This is a genomic window from Microcystis sp. (assembly GCF_048564745.1).
GTDB lineage: Bacteria > Cyanobacteriota > Cyanobacteriia > Cyanobacteriales > Microcystaceae > Microcystis > Microcystis ichthyoblabe_A.
The window spans coordinates 1-17,172 of the sequence record NZ_JBLZRT010000213.1; the positions used below are offsets into that span (position 1 = coordinate 1).

Here is a 17,172-nt window from a genome sequence, read left to right on the forward strand (position 1 = left end):
CTAATCCCTAATGGGTGCATCTCATTTTTGTAAATCTACCAAGTTGGGATTTTTACGGGGAAACTCTCGGCTAAAATTGGGCGTTACTTTCGATTTTATCACTCAATCCAAGCCTTTGGGGGGGGGTTTGCCCCCCAACAACCCCCCCCGGGGGGGGGGGGGGGCCCGCGCGCGCCGCGCCCCGCCGCGGCCCCCCGCCGCGGGGGGGGGGGGGGGGGGCCCCCCCCCCCCCCCCAAAACTTGGATTGAGCAATAAAATCGCAAGTAATACTCAATCCCTTGAGTAGAGGCTACATATCAAGAAAGGCACTCCTACCCCCAACGGGTAGGGTTGATTCATGAATCAACCCTACATTACTGAACGAGTACGGAGGGAGTCGAACCCCCGACACCCAGGACCGGAACCTGGTGCTCTATCCTCTGAGCTACGTACCCACGATAAAATACCATTACATTATACCACTAGCCGGCGCAGTAGAGCAGAAATTTCCCATGACTAGCGATCGCTCTTTAAAATTACTTATCAGTAACGATGACGGTATTTCCGCGCTAGGAGTCCGCACCCTTGCCAACACCCTCGCTGCCGCCGGTCATCAAGTCACCGTAGTTTGTCCCGACGGCGAGCGCTCTGCCACCGGTCATGGCCTAACCTTACACCATCCCATCCGGGCCGAACAGGTGGAAGGAATTTTTCATCCCGAGGTGATTGCCTGGTCCTGCTCGGGAACCCCCGCCGATTCGGTAAAATTTGCCCTTAGTGCCGTCCTCAAAGAGCCTCCCGATTTAGTTTTAGCCGGCATTAACCACGGGTCTAATCTCGGCACTGATATCCTCTATTCTGGCACGGTTTCCGCGGCCATGGAGGGATTAATCGAAGGTATTCCCAGTATTGCCGTTAGTCTGGCCAGTTTTAAAGCTTGTGATTTCCAACCGGCTGCGGATTTTGCCCTCACCTTAGTCAGGAAAGTTACCCTTAACCCTTTTCCTGTTCCCACTTTGCTCAATGTCAACGTCCCTCCGGTTAGTAGTGCCGAAATCAAGGGAGTGAAAATCACTAGGCAGGGATTGCGACGCTACGAGGAAACCTTCGAGAAAAGACTGGACCCCAGGGGTAAAAGTTATTACTGGTTAATTGGGGAAGTGGTGGAAGATATCGAACAACCGGACTACAGCCATTTACCCCCGGAAGTGCCTACGGATGTGCGCGCTATTGGCGAGAATTTTATCACCATCACGCCCCTACAATACAATTTAACTGATGTACAGGGTTTTCAACATTTGCACCGGAATTCTTGGCTTGATTGAGGAGCATCTCATGATATTCTGATTCAATCATTAGCGTTTGAGAGCCTATGTCCCCTCAATTTAATTTTCAAGAAAACGAACTCGAAGAAGCGGATGTCATAACCCTCTGGGATGAGCAAGGTCGATCACTAGACTGTTATATTGAGAATGCCTATGAAACCGATGACCTTACCTATATGCTTCTTGTCCCCGTGGATACCCCGGTGATGATTCTAGCTTGGGACGAGGAATCGGAGGAAGAAGAATCTGATGCCTTCTTAATCGAAGATAGCGAGGAAATCGAGCGGGTTTTTGCCGATGCTAAGGCAGTTTTAGCAGAATTAGACCTATTGCTCAAACCCACTGCTCACACTTTAACCGTTAGTGGTGAATTGCCTCCCCTGGAAGAAGATAATGTTCTCAGTTTAGAAATCGATAGCGATGCTCCTTCCTCGTCATCAGAGCCGGAAGAATTGCAATTTCTCGCCAGTTTCTTTTCCGAAGACCAAAAATACTCGATTTACAGTCCCCTTGCTCCTTTGTTATTCTTAGCTGTCGGTGATGGGGAAGGGAAGGTTGAATTAGTTTCCCCCGATGATGACGGTATGGGACCAATTCTAGAGGAACTTTTGTTTGATGAACTCGATTAATTACTTGATTTTACCAAATCCGCCGGGCAAAACTTTTGATAAATCTAGTCACAGTATATCTTTCGGGATTTCATCATCATTGCGATTAACACGGATTTGGTATTTTTTCTTTAAATTACGGCGTTTATCATAAAGATGAAGTATAACCTAACTTGGTATTAACGACCGGCTCCTGTCTCCCGAAAATAAAAACCTTATACCTCACTATTAAGATAAATGCTATATCACCACAACTAGGGGAGAGCTTTAAAGATTAGCTATTTTTCTGGTGATAGTGAGGATGAAAGGTTTCCAAGCAAGACTGATTAAATAACCCAATCCTGCCACTAAAATAATTGTCGCCCCCGAGGTGAGATTTAAACTATAGGATAACCATAAACCAACCAAAGTAAAGACAATTCCTAAGATAATCGCTAGAACCATCATTCCCTTCATATTTTTAACAAATTGTCCACTGATAGCCGCAGGAATAGTTAACAAAGCAATTACCATAATTAATCCTACTACCTGCATTACTGCCACAATAGTTAAAGCGGTTATTCCCATTAAACCTAAATAAATTATCTCCACGGGAATATTACGAATAATCGCAAAAGTTTCATCAAAAGATATGGCTAACAACTCTTTATAAAAGATACTAACTAAGGTTATAATTAATATATCTATGGCCGCCATTATCCATAAATCATCCCTCGGTACAGTTAAAATACTACCAAAAAGATAACTCATTAAATCAGCTTTATACCCGGGGGTTAAATCAATAAAAATTACCCCAATCGCCATACCAATCGCCCACATCACCCCGATTAAAGTATCGGATCTCTCGCGGATGCGACGCTGTAAAAACCCCATGCCTAAAGCCGAAAAAAAGGTAAAAAATATCGCCCCCACCACAGGATTAATCCCAAAAAAATAACCGATTCCTATCCCTCCATAGGCAGCATGAGCGATTCCCCCACTGATAAAAACCACGCGATTAACTACTACCAAAGTACCCACAATCCCACAGGCAATACTAACTAATATTCCTGCAGCAATCGCATGGCGCATAAAATCAAATTGTAAAGCCTCTAGCATAGGGAATTATGAATTATGAATTATGAATTATGAATTAGGGTGTGGGGTGTGGGGTGTGGGGAGCTTTTTCAGTAAACAGTAAACTCAAAACTCACATCTGATAACTGATAACTGATAACTGATAACTGATAACTGATTATTGATAACTTTCAATTACTTGACGAAAATCGCTTTTTTGTTTGACTCCGCGCATTTCCTTGACTAATTCCCGGTCCTTAAAGAATTGTACCGTAGGAGTCCCAGTTACTTGACCCATTTTGGCAATTTCCGGGTCAGCTTCGATGTCAATTTCCACAAAATAAATTTTGCCATCGTACTCATCGACCACTTTATCTAAAATCGGTTTCAGGGTTTTACAGGGGCCACAGGTGGGAGAAACATATTTTACCATTAACAAGCGATCGCCGTCGTGGAATAATTTCCGCAAAGCATAACCCCCAACGTGACGGGTTTTGTTAATATCAAAAGTTTCCTCCGTATCGGCCGGGGTTTCGCTAACGGTTTTCGTCTCGTAATGTTCAGAAGTGGCTGATTGACGGTATTCTTGGATTAAATTATGCTCCGATAACCATCTTTCTGCCAATAACGCCGCCATACACCCCGTACCTGCGGCGGTGATGGCCTGACGGTATTCGTGGTCCTGTACGTCTCCTGCGGCAAAAACCCCCTCGACGCTGGTAGCAACGGTCCCCGGTTTGACTTTCACATAACCCACCTCGTCTAATTCTAGTTGTCCTTGGAATAGGGAAGTATTGGGAGTGTGACCGACGGCATAAAATAAACCTCTAACGGCTAATTCGCTGATTTCTCCCGTTTGCGAATTTTTAATGCGTAATCCTGCCATTTTACTGCCTGTACCGAACACATCCAGTGCTTGGGTGTGAAAATGAACAGTAACTTTCGGATTATTTAACACCCGGTCCTGCATTGCTTTCGAGGCACGCATCGCTTCCCCGCGAATTAATAAATGGACGTGAGAGCCGTATTTAGTTAAATATACGGCTTCTTCGGCTGCGGAGTCACCGCCACCAATGACAGCGAGGTTTTCCTCTCTAAATATCGGTGTAGCACCGTCACAGATAGCACAAGCGGAAATGCCGTTACTCCAGAATTGGGCCTCGCTGGGTAATCCTAAGCGTTTGGCAGTGGCTCCCGTGGCGATAATAATACTATTGGCCTTAACTTCCCGGTCCGTGGAACGAATGGTAAAAGGACGCTGACTTAAATCCACCGAGATAACATCTTCGGTATAGCATTGGGTCCCCCATCTTTCGGCCTGTTCCTTCATTCTTTCCATGAGCTTGGGACCGGTGATTCCTTCGGGAAAACCGGGAAAATTTTCTACTTCTGTGGTGGTCATCAATTGTCCCCCCGGAATGCCTCCCGCTTGGAAACCCTCAAACATCAAGGGTTTTAAGTTCGCACGCGCCGCATAAATCGCCGCCGTATATCCCGCCGGTCCCGAACCAATAATGACTAAATTCTCGACAGTCATAACCGTAAATGCAACTCATAACGACTACGCTTTTTAGTATAGCAGATAATGTCGGGTAGGTTAGACGACGATAAGTTAGATAGTTTACCCATCAGTTTAATATGCGTCCTAACCCAGCAAGAAGTAGATTTCTGCCTAAAAATCCAGAATATCTCGGATAATAGCTTTTAAATCGGCATCAGCAGGACGTTTGACAAACTGCTCATGGCTGTAAATCCAAACCAGTTTAATTGTGTAGGTAGTCGCGCTCACCAAATACATTAATCTAATTTGCCCCGCAGCACCTTTTGAAACCCGGATATCGAGCTTATGAAAAGTCCAGCCTTCCGGCAACTGAATTTTCCCCGGTAGAGGTTCCTGGCGGGAGTTATGGGGATATTGGTCATCGATTAAATCCTCTAAAGTTTTGGCAATAAGTTCAACAAAGCTATTTTTGTGAACTTTTGCCAGTTTTTTGAAAGAGCGCTCGAAGTTGTCAGAAGATTCAATCGAGAAGGGAATTGAGCCAGTCATGCACTTCTCCTTTCCCAATACGATGAGAAGATTCCGTCGCCAATGCCTCCTTCAAAACTTCAGACATGGCTGCTTTGTAGGCCGGATGTTCCTGTTCTATCAAATCAAGCTTTTGATAACCTAATGCTTTCATATCATCAAGGAGAATTGGCTCTGTGGAACTTTCTTCTGGTAGCAGACCTTTACGAGCCTTTTTCCAAGGAAATTCCGCATGAGTCATATCACTCAACCTATAGGCGTGGTAGTTACCGAAATATTGCCAAATTTCTGCTAAAAGTTCTTTTTTCTCCGATGGCAGCCCAGATAAGGATTCTTGGCGAGGAATTGGTAATTGTTCAGCCTCAAAATCACTGTAGAACTTATAAGCAGCAGGACAAACCGGACCGTAACGCCATGCTTGAATTTCCTCCTTAAACAATGGTTCATCGTATAGGGCCAAATGCAAGCTCTGTGCATAATATAAAAGCTTTTGGACTTTCATATTAGTCATTTCAGCGTCTATACCATCCTCGTAAGCTCTGATAATAAAGTAGCGAGCCACAGTCAGGCAGTCAATCATAGATCCACAAAATTTCTAAAATATCGACCTATGACCATTGTAGAAGAAATTGACAATTAGTACAAGTGTATGAAGAAAGCTTAACAATGCTCATGGGGGAATGGACGAAGTTTTAATATTTTTCGTCACCGACTCTACCAGTGGGTGAAGTCTGCCGCAAATTGAGATAGGGATAAAAGTTTAATGCGGGTATCTTGAGCAACTTTTTGGCGCATTTGGGCGGTATTATATCCCCAATCGGCTAAATATAAGCCCACATCGTTTAAATCGGCTTGTTGCTGCACTAATTCCAACGCATCGAGACGATCCTCGACAAACCACAAATTAGCGGGAGATTCGGGTAAATTAGCCAGTATTTGCTGAATAGTCAGGTATTTCGGCTGTTTAATTTCCTTGCCAATTAATCTCGCTGCCGGAAAATTAATTGCTACTTTTTGTAACAATTGCTTGACAAAACGGCTTTCTTTTGTAGTGATAATATAGACCAAAAAATCCGAGTCTAAAAGAGAGGCCAGGCGATTGATCGCGGGTTGATAAAATTGATGTAAGGCTAACCAAGACTCTAGATCCGACTCAATCCATTGATCCCTAAGACCATCGAGAGCATTTGAGAGAACTTTTTTCGCTATTTTATCCCTTTCTAGCAGATTTTGAGCAATTGACGGCCAATTATTTAAAGCTTCCCCGTCGGGAATACCGAGAACGAGCGATCGCAACAGTAAAGGCATTTCCCAACCGGTTTCGATAACGGGACGAAGTTGCGAAAACCTCGGGAAAAAATCCTCGGGAATTGTTTCCGGCCAAAGGGTTTCATAGGTGCGTTTGCTAATCTGAAAATACTCGATCATGCCATCACAAAGAACACCATCAAAATCGAGTGCTAGAATGCGGGGGAATTGATTCATAAATGCTGGTTTAATCTCAATAATGGCAGTATAGCGCAGCTATTAGCTATTCTTTGCTTCATCGTTGATATAACATAGCTGTCTGATGATTTCGGTGACAGAATTTTTCAGTCCCTCTACATGAATCCAGCCCACATATACAGCATATACAATATTTTGATGATTGTCCTGTATATAAACATGATGGACACGATATAAATCTGAGCTTAAATAAATATAACCACTGGCATCTTTAAATTTACCTTCTAGTAATATTTTTTCTTTTAAAGGTTTCATTTTTGCCAGATCTTTAGTCACTCCAGATATTTTAGCTATTCTTTCTATGGCAAGATCAACACAAGTGTTATCACTGTAACTATTGCCATGATTATAATCCTGCTGATCAAAATAAATTGTCTCTACGATATTTTTAGCTACTTTATCTGATGCTAGGTAATAGGTATGAGCATTAAGGGAATTTAAGACAACGGCAGCAATTTCTACGGAATCAAAAATATTGCCAGTCGCTTCTAGATAATAATCGCTCATTAAAATCTTGGATACATCGGTTATAGAATCAAAAAGAGGACGAATTGGATAAGCGATAATATCGGAGGAATTAATCAGATTATTCCAGAGCAAACGCTGGCCTTGATGCTGGCTAATAAATTTTTCAATTTGATTGGTATCAATGCCTAGAGTTAGATTTAAAAATGGGATCGGTGAACCCATTGTTGTCACACTAGATAGGGAAAGTTTGCCCCGTTCTTTACCGATAAGATTACGAATTTCATGAGCGGGATCCTTAGGATCAAAACGCTCAGAAAATAACAGATCCCAAAGGATTACAGTACCCAAAGAATGGGCGACTATATGTAATTCGGTTTCCTGGGGATAAGCTTGAACAAGATCGATTAATTGATCGGCAATAATGCGGCGAATTTGGTTTCCTCGATCGCTGCCTAAATAGGTAAATGCGTCACCGATAAAATAAGATAAATACTCTTTTCTAAAATTTTGATAGCGAAAGGATTGCTCGGGGTTAAAATTACTATTTTTCTGTTTTTGTGTCTGTAATTCTTGGTCGATATCTCGCCATAATTTTTCGGTTCCTTTGAGAACATTTCCCCAAAATCCTGCATAACAGTAGGGAATCGCCCGATTTTTGCGTTTACATTCTTCTTCAATTAGTTTAATTAATTTATTGGCATAACTAGCATCTCTTGTGGCCACTCCATGAATAAAGTAAATAAGCATAATAGATTTATCTCAATAAGCGGTGATCGGAATCTCTCTTAATATACCCTTCTAGCTTCAGAAAAATATCAGGATGGAGCGAGATATAGTAATGCACAAGTTATCCTATTTGTCAAGAGATGTTGGAGTGATTATTTAGGTTCTCTCTCGACTGACCAATCCTCTGAGGATAATCCCATAGTTTCTACTACTTTTACACAAAAATAGTAGATATCTTTGGCGGAAAAATTAGTTTCTACTATAAAAATATTATTTTCAAGTTTTTGAGGTCGGCGAAATTTTGTGTCATCTTTCGATAAAAAGCGAGGAAACTCTAGCACAATCTCTTGAAACTTTTCAGGATCTAGATCGTAGAGAGTATTCAGAGTACAAATTAGTACATCTTTCCAAGTTTTAACTGTTTGTTGTTTACCACGAATAATTAGTTTTTTGGGTTTTGTATCCTTGACAGATGCAGTTTCATTGACTGGCAGCGAATCATCGCCAAAATAACTCCAAATTTTTATAACACGCTCGGCTAAATATTCGGCACGTTGTTCGATATCTTCTTTTTGCCATGAGTTAATACTATCAAAGTATTTATTAATTTCAAGATGGCTTTTATGGAGTTCTTCTTTCTTGTGAGAAAAATCTTTATCCGCCAGTTCTCCATTATAAGCCGTCAGGGTTAAATTACCTAAAGTATGCACAAGAAGTTGATGGGTAATATCTGCATCTGTTCCCAAATAATCTCTCCACTTATCATTTAGTTTTTGCGGCATAATATGTTCAATAGTCAGGCGAGAATCACTTAAATCTACAGTTTCTCGATGACCAAAAGATTCTTCGATCGCACCGAGAATAATTTTCGCTTTTTCGCTGCGATTTCCTCCGTATAGTTTGATGGTTATTAACTTTTCTTTAAAATCATTATCTTTTGGGTAGTCTTTCTTTTGAAGAGAGATTTTTAATCTTTTAATAAAAGGTTCAGAGTTTAAAGCAGCATCTTTTTGAACTTGGGAATATAGTAAAGCAAAAGTTTTATTAAGTCCGCGAGTCTGAATACCACAAACAAAACGACGGACAAGAAAGTTTTCAAGGGTTTTTAAAACCTCTATAAAGTCCTTTTCAGATAATTTGCTATTTCCCCAGTCATCATAACAATTTAAAAGAAATGGATAGATAGTAGAGACCTCTAGACGCTGAAAAGAATCGAGATATTTACGAATACTAGAATTATTTTCCAGCCTGGGAGTGATTAGTTTGGCATAATACATGGAAAATGTATATAAGTCCTCTATATAGAGAGCGGGATTATTATCAGCTAGTTTATTTTTAAAGGCAGAATAAATTTCGTTATTTCTAATTTCTGCCCCACTTTTTGATAAATAGTGACGGATAAATTCTGTTAAATTATCTCCTAATTTTTCCTGCATCGGCAGCCAGTATCTATCATATAGTGTCTGTTGCTCCTCTTGACGAACCTTCATAAATAAATGATTACGAATTAAATCGGCCTCAGTTAAAGGCTGCCCCGTGGCATTCAAACTTTCAAATACTAGGTAGGGATCGTCGTCATTACCAAGAGTTATATTGACCAAAGATAAGTGATTACAGATAACTTCTGTTAGTTTAGCTAACGAATATGATTGTTCATTGATCTTTCTTTTAAAAAAGAAATAACACTGGGATATGGTATTTTCTTTGTCGATGATTTTGCCACGGATTACAGACTGAAAATATTCTAGGTCTAACTGAGTAGGTTGAATTTTAAAGTAATCAGAACCTTTTTTAAAGGGATTAACAAGAAATGTTTTGTCAATTTCTGCGCTTAAATCCTGTTCTTGTTGGTCTTTCGCTACGTCTCGCAAAGCAGCAAAGAGCAGAAAAATAGTCGTTAAACGTTGCTGTCCATCAATTAGCAGATATTTATTGACCACGCCGGAGTTAGGCGAAACTTGAGTTTTAACTATCGAACCCATAAAATGGGGACGAGGGTTTTCTTGACCGTACAAATAGCTTATGTCATCCCATAAATCTTCCCAATCTTTCTTTTTCCAACTATAAGTGCGCTGAAATAGTGGAATTATATATTGTGTGTTGCCTTGAATAATTTCTTGAAGAGTAACTACCGATGCTTGCATAGGGGCTAGTATAGGAAGATAGACCGATTATTCCTAGTATTTATCACTCTAACACAGCAATTTGGCACTGTCTAGGATCCTGGCGGTGGGTTACGCCTTGTTAAACCAGCCGACAAATTGCTATATAATACAAATGCCCGCTATTATAGAATTATATTTTTCCCTTTTAACTTAGTCTTATGGTTTCGCAACTAGATAAAACTAACGTCACTGAAATTATCTACCCCGATAGCGATAGTCAACCCATGGCCGATAATACCTTGCAATTTCGTTGGATCACAACAATTAAAACTAATTTAGACTGGCTATTTCGCGAGCAGTCTGATGTCTTTGTTGCGGGGGATTTACTTTGGTATCCCGTGGAAAATGATAATAAACTGCGTCAAGCGCCGGATATCATGGTGGTTTTTGGAAGACCAAAAGGGGAAAGAGGTTCCTATCGACAATGGCTAGAAAATAACGTTAGTCCCCAGGTGGTTTTTGAAATCCTCTCTCCGGGTAACACCCTCACGGAAATGGCCAAAAAACAGCTATTTTATCAGCGTTATGGGGTCGAGGAGTATTATCTTTATGATCCCCATAAAAATGATGCCAGTGGTTGGATAAGAGGGGAAAATCAGCTAGAAATTCTGGAAACTCTCGATAATTGGGTTAGTCCCCGTTTAGGTATTCGTTTTCAGTTGGGGGAACCAGAAATGTTGCTTTTTTATCCCGATGGACAAGCTTTCACCAGCTATAACGAGGAAAAACAACGAGCGGAAAGATTAGCCAATAAACTGCGGGAATTGGGCATTAATCCCGACCAAATCTGAGAGGATGTTTCTTGGCTACTATTAAAAACGGATTTGCTCTGAGAGTGCCTATTGACTAGAGGTAATACCGCGCTGACGTAATTGGTCGATAAAAAATTCTTCTAGGGAAGCACGAGCTAAATTAAGACTGATCAAGCGAACATCCATACTAGACAGGGCAGCCAGAAAAGCATCGGGTTCTCCCTGTAATTGTCCGTGCCAACAATTATCGCGCCAATGCAAACCGAGGAGCCATTGCTGTAGTTGCTCCTCCCTACCACCTTGAACAATCACCTGATAGACATCAGCACGACCGAGAATTTGGTCGAGGGAACCGACACAAAGTAATTCTCCCCGAGCTAATAGGGCAATGCGATCGCAAATTTGTTCCACATCGGAGAGAATATGAGAGTTAAAAAAGATGGTTTTCCCCCTTTGTTTGAGGGAGTGAATAATTTCTCGCACCTGATAGCGACCGATAGGATCCAGTCCCGACATCGGTTCATCGAGAAAGACTAATTCTGGATCATTGATTAATGCTTGAGCTATACCGATCCGTTGCATCATCCCCTTAGAATATTGACGCAATTGCTTTTTCTGGGCAGTTTTGCGGTCTAATCCCACTAAATCCAATAATTCAGGAATGCGTTTTTTCTGCACAGAAGAGGGAATTTTAAAAATGCTGGCGATTAATTGTAGGAATTCCCAGCCGGTGAGATAGTCGTAGTAGTAGGCATTTTCGGGAAGATAGCCGATGCGTTGCCTGACCGAGCGATCGCCAATTGGTTGACCGAGAATCAAGGCCCGTCCAGAAGTGGGTCGGACAATCCCTAAAAGGGTTTTTAAGAGCGTGGTTTTGCCCGCACCGTTCGGGCCTAATAATCCAAAGGTTTCCCCCTCATGGACAATTAAAGTACAGTTTTTCAAGGATTCGATTTTCTTATTTAACCAGAATCCCGTCCGATAAGTTTTTTGTAAGTTTAACGTCTCTAGCACCGTTTGACGGCTGGTATTCGTCATTGTTTTGGAATCATCTCTCCTAGACTTTGCTTTTATTATTCCCCAATTGTCAGCAGCGATGTCAACAGTATCAAAATAGCCCAGTTTTGGAACCCAGAAAAATTCCCACCAGTCTTGAGAAGCGGTATCAGTGCAGTTCCGGGCTATTGCCAGCTTTCTTCTCTGGCATTGCCGAAAATTAGCGGCTAAAATCTGTTAGACAGGTAACGTTGACACTTGAGCGGCAACTGGTACAATAGGGCGAACGCTTATGGAAACCAGACTCTTACACAAACACAGCATGAAACAACTCCTCACTTGCCTTAATTCCCTGACAGTGGCCAGTGTAGCCACTATCGCCTTGGCCTACCCTGGCATCGCTCAAGTTAATCTCTCCGTTTATCCCGCTCCTTCCTCGTCGAACGAATCCATCGAATTATACGTTCCCCCGCCGGAAAACAATAACACCAATAATAATACCTGTACTCAATTGATTGGGGCAAATATCGATAAAATTATCGGTCAAGCTCCCAATCAGTGGGGTATATTAATCGAATCTATTGATCGCCAAACGGTTATTTATAGTCATAACGCCGATCGCTATTTTATCCCTGCTTCTAATACAAAGTTATTTACCACGGCTGCCGCTTTACAAGCGATGAACCCGGAAACGACAATTCGCAAAAAATCCCTGCGCGATTGGGTGAATATCACTAATCAGAGAAGTAATAATTTCTACGCTGACACTCTTTTTCGCTTTATCGGCGGTGCTAAAAATGTTACTGCCATCTTGGCACAATTGGGCATCAATCCCAGTGGTTTTCGTCTCGCCGATGGTTCGGGATTATCCCGCCGTAATACCGCTACTCCCCGCTCGATCGTGGAAATTTTGCGGGTGATGTATTATTCTCCTAATCGCGATACTTTCTATGCTTCCTTACCGGTAGCGGGAATTAGTGGCACCCTGAGAAACCGAATGCGTCAGACGGCAGCCACCGGCACAGTTTACGCTAAAACTGGCACTCTTACCGGTGTGCGGGCCCTATCGGGTTATCTAGAAAACCCCAACCAAGGACCGATGTTATTTAGCATTATCGTTAATAATCAACGGGTTTCGGGACAGGCTCTGGTGAAAGCGATCGATACTATTGTTCTACAGATGACCGAATCTCGTTCCTGTCAAGCTCAGTAAATCTCTCGTAAAAATCCCCAATTGTCCTGATCAACTGTCCGCGCATTTAAATTGCTTGTGGAGATGAGGCAAGACTAATGGTTAATAATAGCCATAATCTGCTTCAGTTTGGGTTTGGGTTTGGGGGGAGAGATATTCAAAATTAGAGGGATCTCGCAGAAAACGAAATATTTCTTCTTCGAGACGATGAATTAGATAGGGTTCTATGGAATTAGAATGGCGTAAACAGGCTAAATAGCCTTCTACATATAGCCGGATCTCATCAAAACGTGAGCCACGGTGCCAAAGATCCACCATGTCATCGGTCAGTCTTTGATAGTAACGAATGGATTGGGTATCTTGGAGCATGGGCAGTAGAACAAAAAAGAGAGAGTGGGGGTAAGTTTGTATAGATAATCCTAGGGAGAATTGCTATTCTTGGTTTCCCCTATCTCTATTGTACCCACCAAATCGGCAAAACACAGACAAGAGAATTTTCAGTGATCAGTAAAGGGTGTGGGGTGTGGGGTGTGGGGTGTGGGGTGTAGGGTGTGGGTTGTGGGGTGTGGGGAGAAGGGAAAATAAATAAAGGCAATCTCCTGAATCCTGTCTCCTGAATCCTGAATCCTGTCTCCTGCCTTCTGCCTTTTGCATGAGCGCCTTCGTATAGATTATTCAGGGTTTCTTTGTCTTTTTGCCCGTTCAATTTCTGCCTGTAGTTCTGCTATTTGTCGCTGTAATCTTTCGCTTTCCCTATCATTAGCATCAACATTAGTTGAGCTTTTTACCCCTGTTTTGGCATAGTTTCCCCAGCGAATTTGACGATAGGATTCCGAGTTAAACCATTGCTGTAGATACTGGACTCTTTCTACGGAAAAAGGATGGGTTAAAAAGGAACCATTACCGCCATTATAAATGAGAAATTTATAAATCTGGTTTAAGTTATCTTGGTCTAATTGTCGGTAGGCTTCCCCTTGGCGAATAAATTCTTCTAAGTTGCATTCATGCAGGTATTTTTGGCTTCCTCCTGCACATTTCATTAAAGTTCTCAGGACTAAATTTAAATCATCGGTGACTAATAAAGCGGCTCTGTCTGCGGATAATTCGGCTTTTCTGCGCCATTCATAAAAGGCATAAACTAGACCAGTAGTAATGGCTTTTCCTAGTCCTAAGGTGATGTCTCCAAGCAAATTAGCCGCCCCCATCACCCAAAAAGACATTTGAATTAAAATACTATGATCGCATTTTAAATGACCTAATTCGTGGGCAAGAATTACTCGAATTTCTTCTTCATCTAAGAGGTCTAAAAGAGCAGTATTAAAGACAATATAGGGATGTTCTGACCCCAAAGAATAGGCATTGGCTAAAGGGTTTTGACTGACATAAAGATTCGGTTCTGGGGACATATCTAAATCCCGCAGACATTGGCGATATATACCGTATAAAGTGGCGTATTGACGCGGGCCGACTTTTAGATCATTGCCCATTAATAAAATTTGCTGGGGACGTTCATAGAGATATTCGGAAAAACTTTTCGCTAATAAGTCAAACCCCGGAACTGATCTTAAGGCCTGTTCAGCTTGCTGATCTAGGGGATGTTTAAAAGCTTGACTGGAGATATCAGGATAAGTTGGCATATTTTTTCAAGGAGAAAGGAGTCGTTAATCAGAAATAAACGGGTATTAATTGCCAAGTTTTTGAGTTTTTCTTGCCAAATTTTTCGAGAGAAGTGAGGGGGTTATAGTCGGGAACTACTTCTAGAGAACTCCGACTTTCTCAATAGGTTTTTAACTCTGCAAAATTGCTGATTCTAGAGTTGATTTTGGTGACATAGAATAGACCTGTGGGAGAAATGAGCTTTTTTCTTGTTAACTATCCTTAGCAACAATTCCTAGATTCGATAACAAAGCTTGTAGATTAGTTTGCACGGTAGCGGGTTGGTATCTCTTAATAGTTTCTAGGGAATTATCAGCGAGTTTTTGCCACCATTCCCTATTATCATAGAGTTCGATCACTGCTTGGGCAAATTCCTCAGCAGTATCGGCAATTAGAACATCTTGGTGGTCAATTAATCCCATACCTTCGGCACCAATTTTTGTGGTAATAGTCGGTAATCCGAGGGAAAGACTTTGACCTATTTTACCCTTCATTCCCGCACCAAATCGCAGGGGAGCGACAAAAATGCGACTCTTTTGGAAATAGGGTTCTACTTCGGGAACATAACCGGTAACAATCACTTGATCATTGGCTAATTCTTTCACTTCATCCTTGAGGTTACTTCCCAATAAATTAACGGTAATATCGGGACGGGATGCCCAAACTAAGGGCATAATTTCTAAACATAACCACTTGACTGCATCAATATTAGGAGGGTGATTGTAGCTACCAATAAATACTAAACCCGATCGCTGGTCAAAGGCAACTTTTTCTGACAGAGAAATTTCTTCATGAATATTGGGGATTACCCAAACATTTTTCACTCCCAAAGAGGATAAAACCTGCTTTTCGTCTTCCGTTACTACCACGGTTGCTTCCGCTTGGTTAGCATAGTTTAACTCTAATTTCTGATAGGTTTCCCAACTCCAGCTAGTATTTTGATAACTGGGATCGAGATAGTCTTTTTGTCGTTTTAAACGCAGAAAATGCAGGTCAATTGTATCATAAATAATTGGTGCTTTTGTTTTTAAGCGAATTAAATCCATATACTTATCGCACAATTCAGGCCGACACAACCAAACTCCATCTATCAGGGGTAAATATTTGATTAATTTTTCTTCTAGATTATATCTTTGCGGTGTGCCATAAATAACTTCAATTCCTAGCTGTTGCAGGACGGAAGTATAGGGTTGTTCGGGATAGCCATTATCGGGAAAGAAAATCACTGAATAGCCTAAATTAAGCAGTAGCTTAAGAATATTTAATAAACGCACACAGCCGGATTCTCGATCGTATAGTGGAACGTAGGAATCAATGACTAAAATTGTCGGTTTTCCTTGTAAACGTCGGGCAGCTTTGGGGACATTATTAGCATCGTTATCTAGGTGTTTAGTTAATACCTTTGACCATTTTTCTCGAAACTTAGTTTGATTAATAACTTGATATTTTTTGATCCCACTGGAAAGGTCTGTTCCCGAGGTGATTCCTTCGTAGTGAATGACGTTAGATTGGGGTTGATAGAGGACTTGATAACCCAATTCTCGGAGGGCAAAACATAAGTCTGTATCTTCGTAATATGCGGGGATAAAGTCTTGAGAAAAACCACCTAATTGCTTAAATAAATCCGTGGGAACTAATAAACTGGCCCCCGAACAATAGTCCACGGGACGCACATAATTATATTCTGGTTCATCGGGACTATCTAAGCGTCCATAATTCCAACCATCGGCAGAATTCCAGATAATTCCCCCCGCTTCTTGTTGTTTACTATTAGCATAAATTAACTTAGAACCCACCGCACCAACTTGGGGATTATTGACAATTAATTTTAATAAACTTTCTAGACAATTTTCCAGAATACGAGTGTCGTTATTGAGAAAATATAGGTATTGACCTTTTGCTTGACTAGCTCCATAATTACAGGAACGAATAAAACCAGAGTTCTCTGCATTAGTTAATACTTTAATTCCTTTAATTAAAGTAGCTAATTGTTCTAAAGTTTCATCGCTGGAAGCATCATTAACAATGATTATTTCATAAGCTAAATCAGAACTTAAGTTAACACTTAAGGATTCCAAACAGTTAAAGGTGTAGGCAAATTGGTTATAAGCAGGAATAATAATTGAGACTAAAGGATTGTCACTGCTGGCAATTTCTAGGGGCCGCGGTTCAGCTAATTTAGCACTTTCGATCACCTGTTCTTCAAATTCAGAAGAACTCTTTCCTGTAAGAATTTTAATAATTTTTCGTTTCGTCTTTTTTAGTGCTGGTTTCCATCCTTCCTCTTGGAGACTAAAGACAAATTTTTTGAGCAGTTTTTTAACTTTAAAAATAATCATTATTACCATAAATACTCCTCTAGGGAAAACCAATCTTGTGCTAAATTTAAATCTCTTTCTGCTCTAATAATAGCTCCTTCCTTTAATTGTTGCTTGAGGTAGTTTCTCTGTTGTTCCATAATATATAATTTAATCGCTTCATTAATTAAATTATTATATTCTTTTTCAGGATAATCACTACTTGTCAACCATCGATCGAGAAGTTGCATAGTATCTTCAGGGAGAGTTATCTGAAGTTGTCTGGCCATTTTTTCTTTCCTAAATATATTTAAGTAAGTGGTTCTAATTAAATAGAAGATAGATTTCGCCCTCGATCCCCCCTTAATCCCCCCTTGATAAGGGGGGGGAACTGACAATCTTTAACACCCACCTAC

16 protein-coding genes and 1 tRNA gene are annotated in these 17,172 nt (G+C 41.1%); 4 read left to right on the forward strand and 13 right to left on the reverse strand.

Features of this window, described 5'->3' with window-relative positions; genetic code table 11:
- Positions 1-362 precede the first annotated feature (362 nt).
- Positions 363-435: transfer RNA gene (locus ACOCD9_RS21350), tRNA-Arg, on the reverse strand.
- A 57-nt stretch (positions 436-492) separates the two neighbouring features.
- Here ACOCD9_RS21350 and surE point away from each other — a divergent pair.
- Both surE and ACOCD9_RS21360 read left to right on the forward strand, forming a co-directional pair.
- Positions 493-1,305, forward strand: a complete 813-nt coding sequence (gene surE / locus ACOCD9_RS21355; protein WP_002778245.1) for a 5'/3'-nucleotidase SurE — start codon at positions 493-495, stop codon at positions 1,303-1,305.
- 47 nt (positions 1,306-1,352) lie between these two features.
- Positions 1,353-1,934, forward strand: coding sequence for a DUF3727 domain-containing protein (locus ACOCD9_RS21360; RefSeq protein WP_287667845.1), 582 nt, complete (start codon positions 1,353-1,355; stop codon positions 1,932-1,934).
- A 246-nt stretch (positions 1,935-2,180) separates the two neighbouring features.
- Here the strand turns inward: ACOCD9_RS21360 and ACOCD9_RS21365 are convergent, their stop codons facing one another.
- The 7 genes from ACOCD9_RS21365 to ACOCD9_RS21395 form a co-directional block, all read right to left on the reverse strand.
- Positions 2,181-3,011, reverse strand: a complete 831-nt coding sequence (locus ACOCD9_RS21365) for a metal ABC transporter permease (RefSeq protein WP_419548383.1) — start codon at positions 3,009-3,011, stop codon at positions 2,181-2,183.
- Between the two features lie 136 nt (positions 3,012-3,147).
- A complete protein-coding gene (trxB, locus tag ACOCD9_RS21370) occupies positions 3,148-4,506 on the reverse strand; it encodes a thioredoxin-disulfide reductase (protein WP_409836560.1) in 1,359 nt (452 codons plus the stop codon).
- Between the two features lie 135 nt (positions 4,507-4,641).
- Positions 4,642-5,019 carry a hypothetical protein gene (locus ACOCD9_RS21375; RefSeq protein ID WP_002796042.1) on the reverse strand — a complete coding sequence of 126 codons (378 nt, stop codon included), beginning with the start codon at positions 5,017-5,019 and terminating at the stop codon, positions 4,642-4,644.
- The gene (locus ACOCD9_RS21380) at positions 4,991-5,578 is read right to left on the reverse strand and encodes a Panacea domain-containing protein (RefSeq protein WP_104395299.1); all 588 of its coding nucleotides are present in this window, start codon (positions 5,576-5,578) and stop codon (positions 4,991-4,993) included. Before ACOCD9_RS21380 ends, ACOCD9_RS21375 begins: the two co-directional genes overlap by 29 nt.
- A gap of 134 nt (positions 5,579-5,712) precedes the next feature.
- The gene (locus ACOCD9_RS21385; protein ID WP_419548385.1) at positions 5,713-6,483 is read right to left on the reverse strand and encodes an HAD family hydrolase; all 771 of its coding nucleotides are present in this window, start codon (positions 6,481-6,483) and stop codon (positions 5,713-5,715) included.
- A gap of 42 nt (positions 6,484-6,525) precedes the next feature.
- A complete protein-coding gene (locus ACOCD9_RS21390; RefSeq protein ID WP_419548387.1) occupies positions 6,526-7,719 on the reverse strand; it encodes a hypothetical protein in 1,194 nt (397 codons plus the stop codon).
- 131 nt (positions 7,720-7,850) lie between these two features.
- Positions 7,851-9,842: a DUF262 domain-containing protein gene (locus tag ACOCD9_RS21395; protein ID WP_287702622.1), complete on the reverse strand. Its 1,992-nt coding sequence runs from the start codon at positions 9,840-9,842 to the stop codon at positions 7,851-7,853.
- 179 nt (positions 9,843-10,021) lie between these two features.
- Here ACOCD9_RS21395 and ACOCD9_RS21400 point away from each other — a divergent pair, with 179 nt between their 5' ends.
- Positions 10,022-10,654 (forward strand): Uma2 family endonuclease, encoded by a 633-nt coding sequence (locus ACOCD9_RS21400; protein WP_272103902.1) that lies wholly within the window; start codon positions 10,022-10,024, stop codon positions 10,652-10,654.
- A 48-nt stretch (positions 10,655-10,702) separates the two neighbouring features.
- On the opposite strand, the gene ACOCD9_RS21405 is transcribed toward ACOCD9_RS21400, so the two are convergent.
- Positions 10,703-11,653 carry an ABC transporter ATP-binding protein gene (locus ACOCD9_RS21405; protein ID WP_287702625.1) on the reverse strand — a complete coding sequence of 317 codons (951 nt, stop codon included), beginning with the start codon at positions 11,651-11,653 and terminating at the stop codon, positions 10,703-10,705.
- A gap of 280 nt (positions 11,654-11,933) precedes the next feature.
- Here ACOCD9_RS21405 and dacB point away from each other — a divergent pair, with 280 nt between their 5' ends.
- Entirely contained in the window at positions 11,934-12,824 is an 891-nt protein-coding gene (gene dacB / locus ACOCD9_RS21410) for a D-alanyl-D-alanine carboxypeptidase/D-alanyl-D-alanine-endopeptidase (protein WP_419548398.1), read from the forward strand.
- Between the two features lie 81 nt (positions 12,825-12,905).
- Here the strand turns inward: dacB and ACOCD9_RS21415 are convergent, their stop codons facing one another.
- The 4 genes from ACOCD9_RS21415 to ACOCD9_RS21430 form a co-directional block, all read right to left on the reverse strand.
- Complete coding sequence (locus ACOCD9_RS21415) at positions 12,906-13,172, reverse strand: DUF6761 family protein (RefSeq protein ID WP_002780719.1); 267 nt, start codon at positions 13,170-13,172, stop codon at positions 12,906-12,908.
- A 302-nt stretch (positions 13,173-13,474) separates the two neighbouring features.
- Positions 13,475-14,440, reverse strand: a complete 966-nt coding sequence (locus ACOCD9_RS21420; protein WP_419548388.1) for a M48 family metallopeptidase — start codon at positions 14,438-14,440, stop codon at positions 13,475-13,477.
- A gap of 231 nt (positions 14,441-14,671) precedes the next feature.
- Positions 14,672-16,807, reverse strand: a complete 2,136-nt coding sequence (locus ACOCD9_RS21425; RefSeq protein WP_287702629.1) for a glycosyltransferase — start codon at positions 16,805-16,807, stop codon at positions 14,672-14,674.
- Positions 16,801-17,046 (reverse strand): hypothetical protein, encoded by a 246-nt coding sequence (locus tag ACOCD9_RS21430; RefSeq protein WP_193961030.1) that lies wholly within the window; start codon positions 17,044-17,046, stop codon positions 16,801-16,803. The genes ACOCD9_RS21425 and ACOCD9_RS21430 overlap by 7 nt, the downstream gene beginning before the upstream one ends.
- Positions 17,047-17,172: the final 126 nt, after the last annotated feature.

Bases quoted from the DNA above. Each gene is read 5' to 3' on its own strand.
- ACOCD9_RS21395 (WP_287702622.1), bottom strand. From the start codon at position 9,842: ATGCAAGCATCGGTAGTTACTCTTCAAGAAATTATTCAAGGCAACACA.
- ACOCD9_RS21365 (WP_419548383.1), bottom strand. From the start codon at position 3,011: ATGCTAGAGGCTTTACAATTTGATTTTATGCGCCATGCGATTGCTGCA.
- ACOCD9_RS21380 (WP_104395299.1), bottom strand. From the start codon at position 5,578: ATGATTGACTGCCTGACTGTGGCTCGCTACTTTATTATCAGAGCTTAC.
- ACOCD9_RS21400 (WP_272103902.1), top strand. From the start codon at position 10,022: ATGGTTTCGCAACTAGATAAAACTAACGTCACTGAAATTATCTACCCC.
- surE (WP_002778245.1), top strand. From the start codon at position 493: ATGACTAGCGATCGCTCTTTAAAATTACTTATCAGTAACGATGACGGT.
- ACOCD9_RS21420 (WP_419548388.1), bottom strand. From the start codon at position 14,440: ATGCCAACTTATCCTGATATCTCCAGTCAAGCTTTTAAACATCCCCTA.
- ACOCD9_RS21430 (WP_193961030.1), bottom strand. From the start codon at position 17,046: ATGGCCAGACAACTTCAGATAACTCTCCCTGAAGATACTATGCAACTT.
- ACOCD9_RS21405 (WP_287702625.1), bottom strand. From the start codon at position 11,653: ATGACGAATACCAGCCGTCAAACGGTGCTAGAGACGTTAAACTTACAA.
- ACOCD9_RS21390 (WP_419548387.1), bottom strand. From the start codon at position 7,719: ATGCTTATTTACTTTATTCATGGAGTGGCCACAAGAGATGCTAGTTAT.
- ACOCD9_RS21360 (WP_287667845.1), top strand. From the start codon at position 1,353: ATGTCCCCTCAATTTAATTTTCAAGAAAACGAACTCGAAGAAGCGGAT.
- ACOCD9_RS21375 (WP_002796042.1), bottom strand. From the start codon at position 5,019: ATGACTGGCTCAATTCCCTTCTCGATTGAATCTTCTGACAACTTCGAG.
- ACOCD9_RS21385 (WP_419548385.1), bottom strand. From the start codon at position 6,483: ATGAATCAATTCCCCCGCATTCTAGCACTCGATTTTGATGGTGTTCTT.
- trxB (WP_409836560.1), bottom strand. From the start codon at position 4,506: ATGACTGTCGAGAATTTAGTCATTATTGGTTCGGGACCGGCGGGATAT.
- ACOCD9_RS21425 (WP_287702629.1), bottom strand. From the start codon at position 16,807: ATGGTAATAATGATTATTTTTAAAGTTAAAAAACTGCTCAAAAAATTT.
- dacB (WP_419548398.1), top strand. From the start codon at position 11,934: ATGAAACAACTCCTCACTTGCCTTAATTCCCTGACAGTGGCCAGTGTA.
- ACOCD9_RS21415 (WP_002780719.1), bottom strand. From the start codon at position 13,172: ATGCTCCAAGATACCCAATCCATTCGTTACTATCAAAGACTGACCGAT.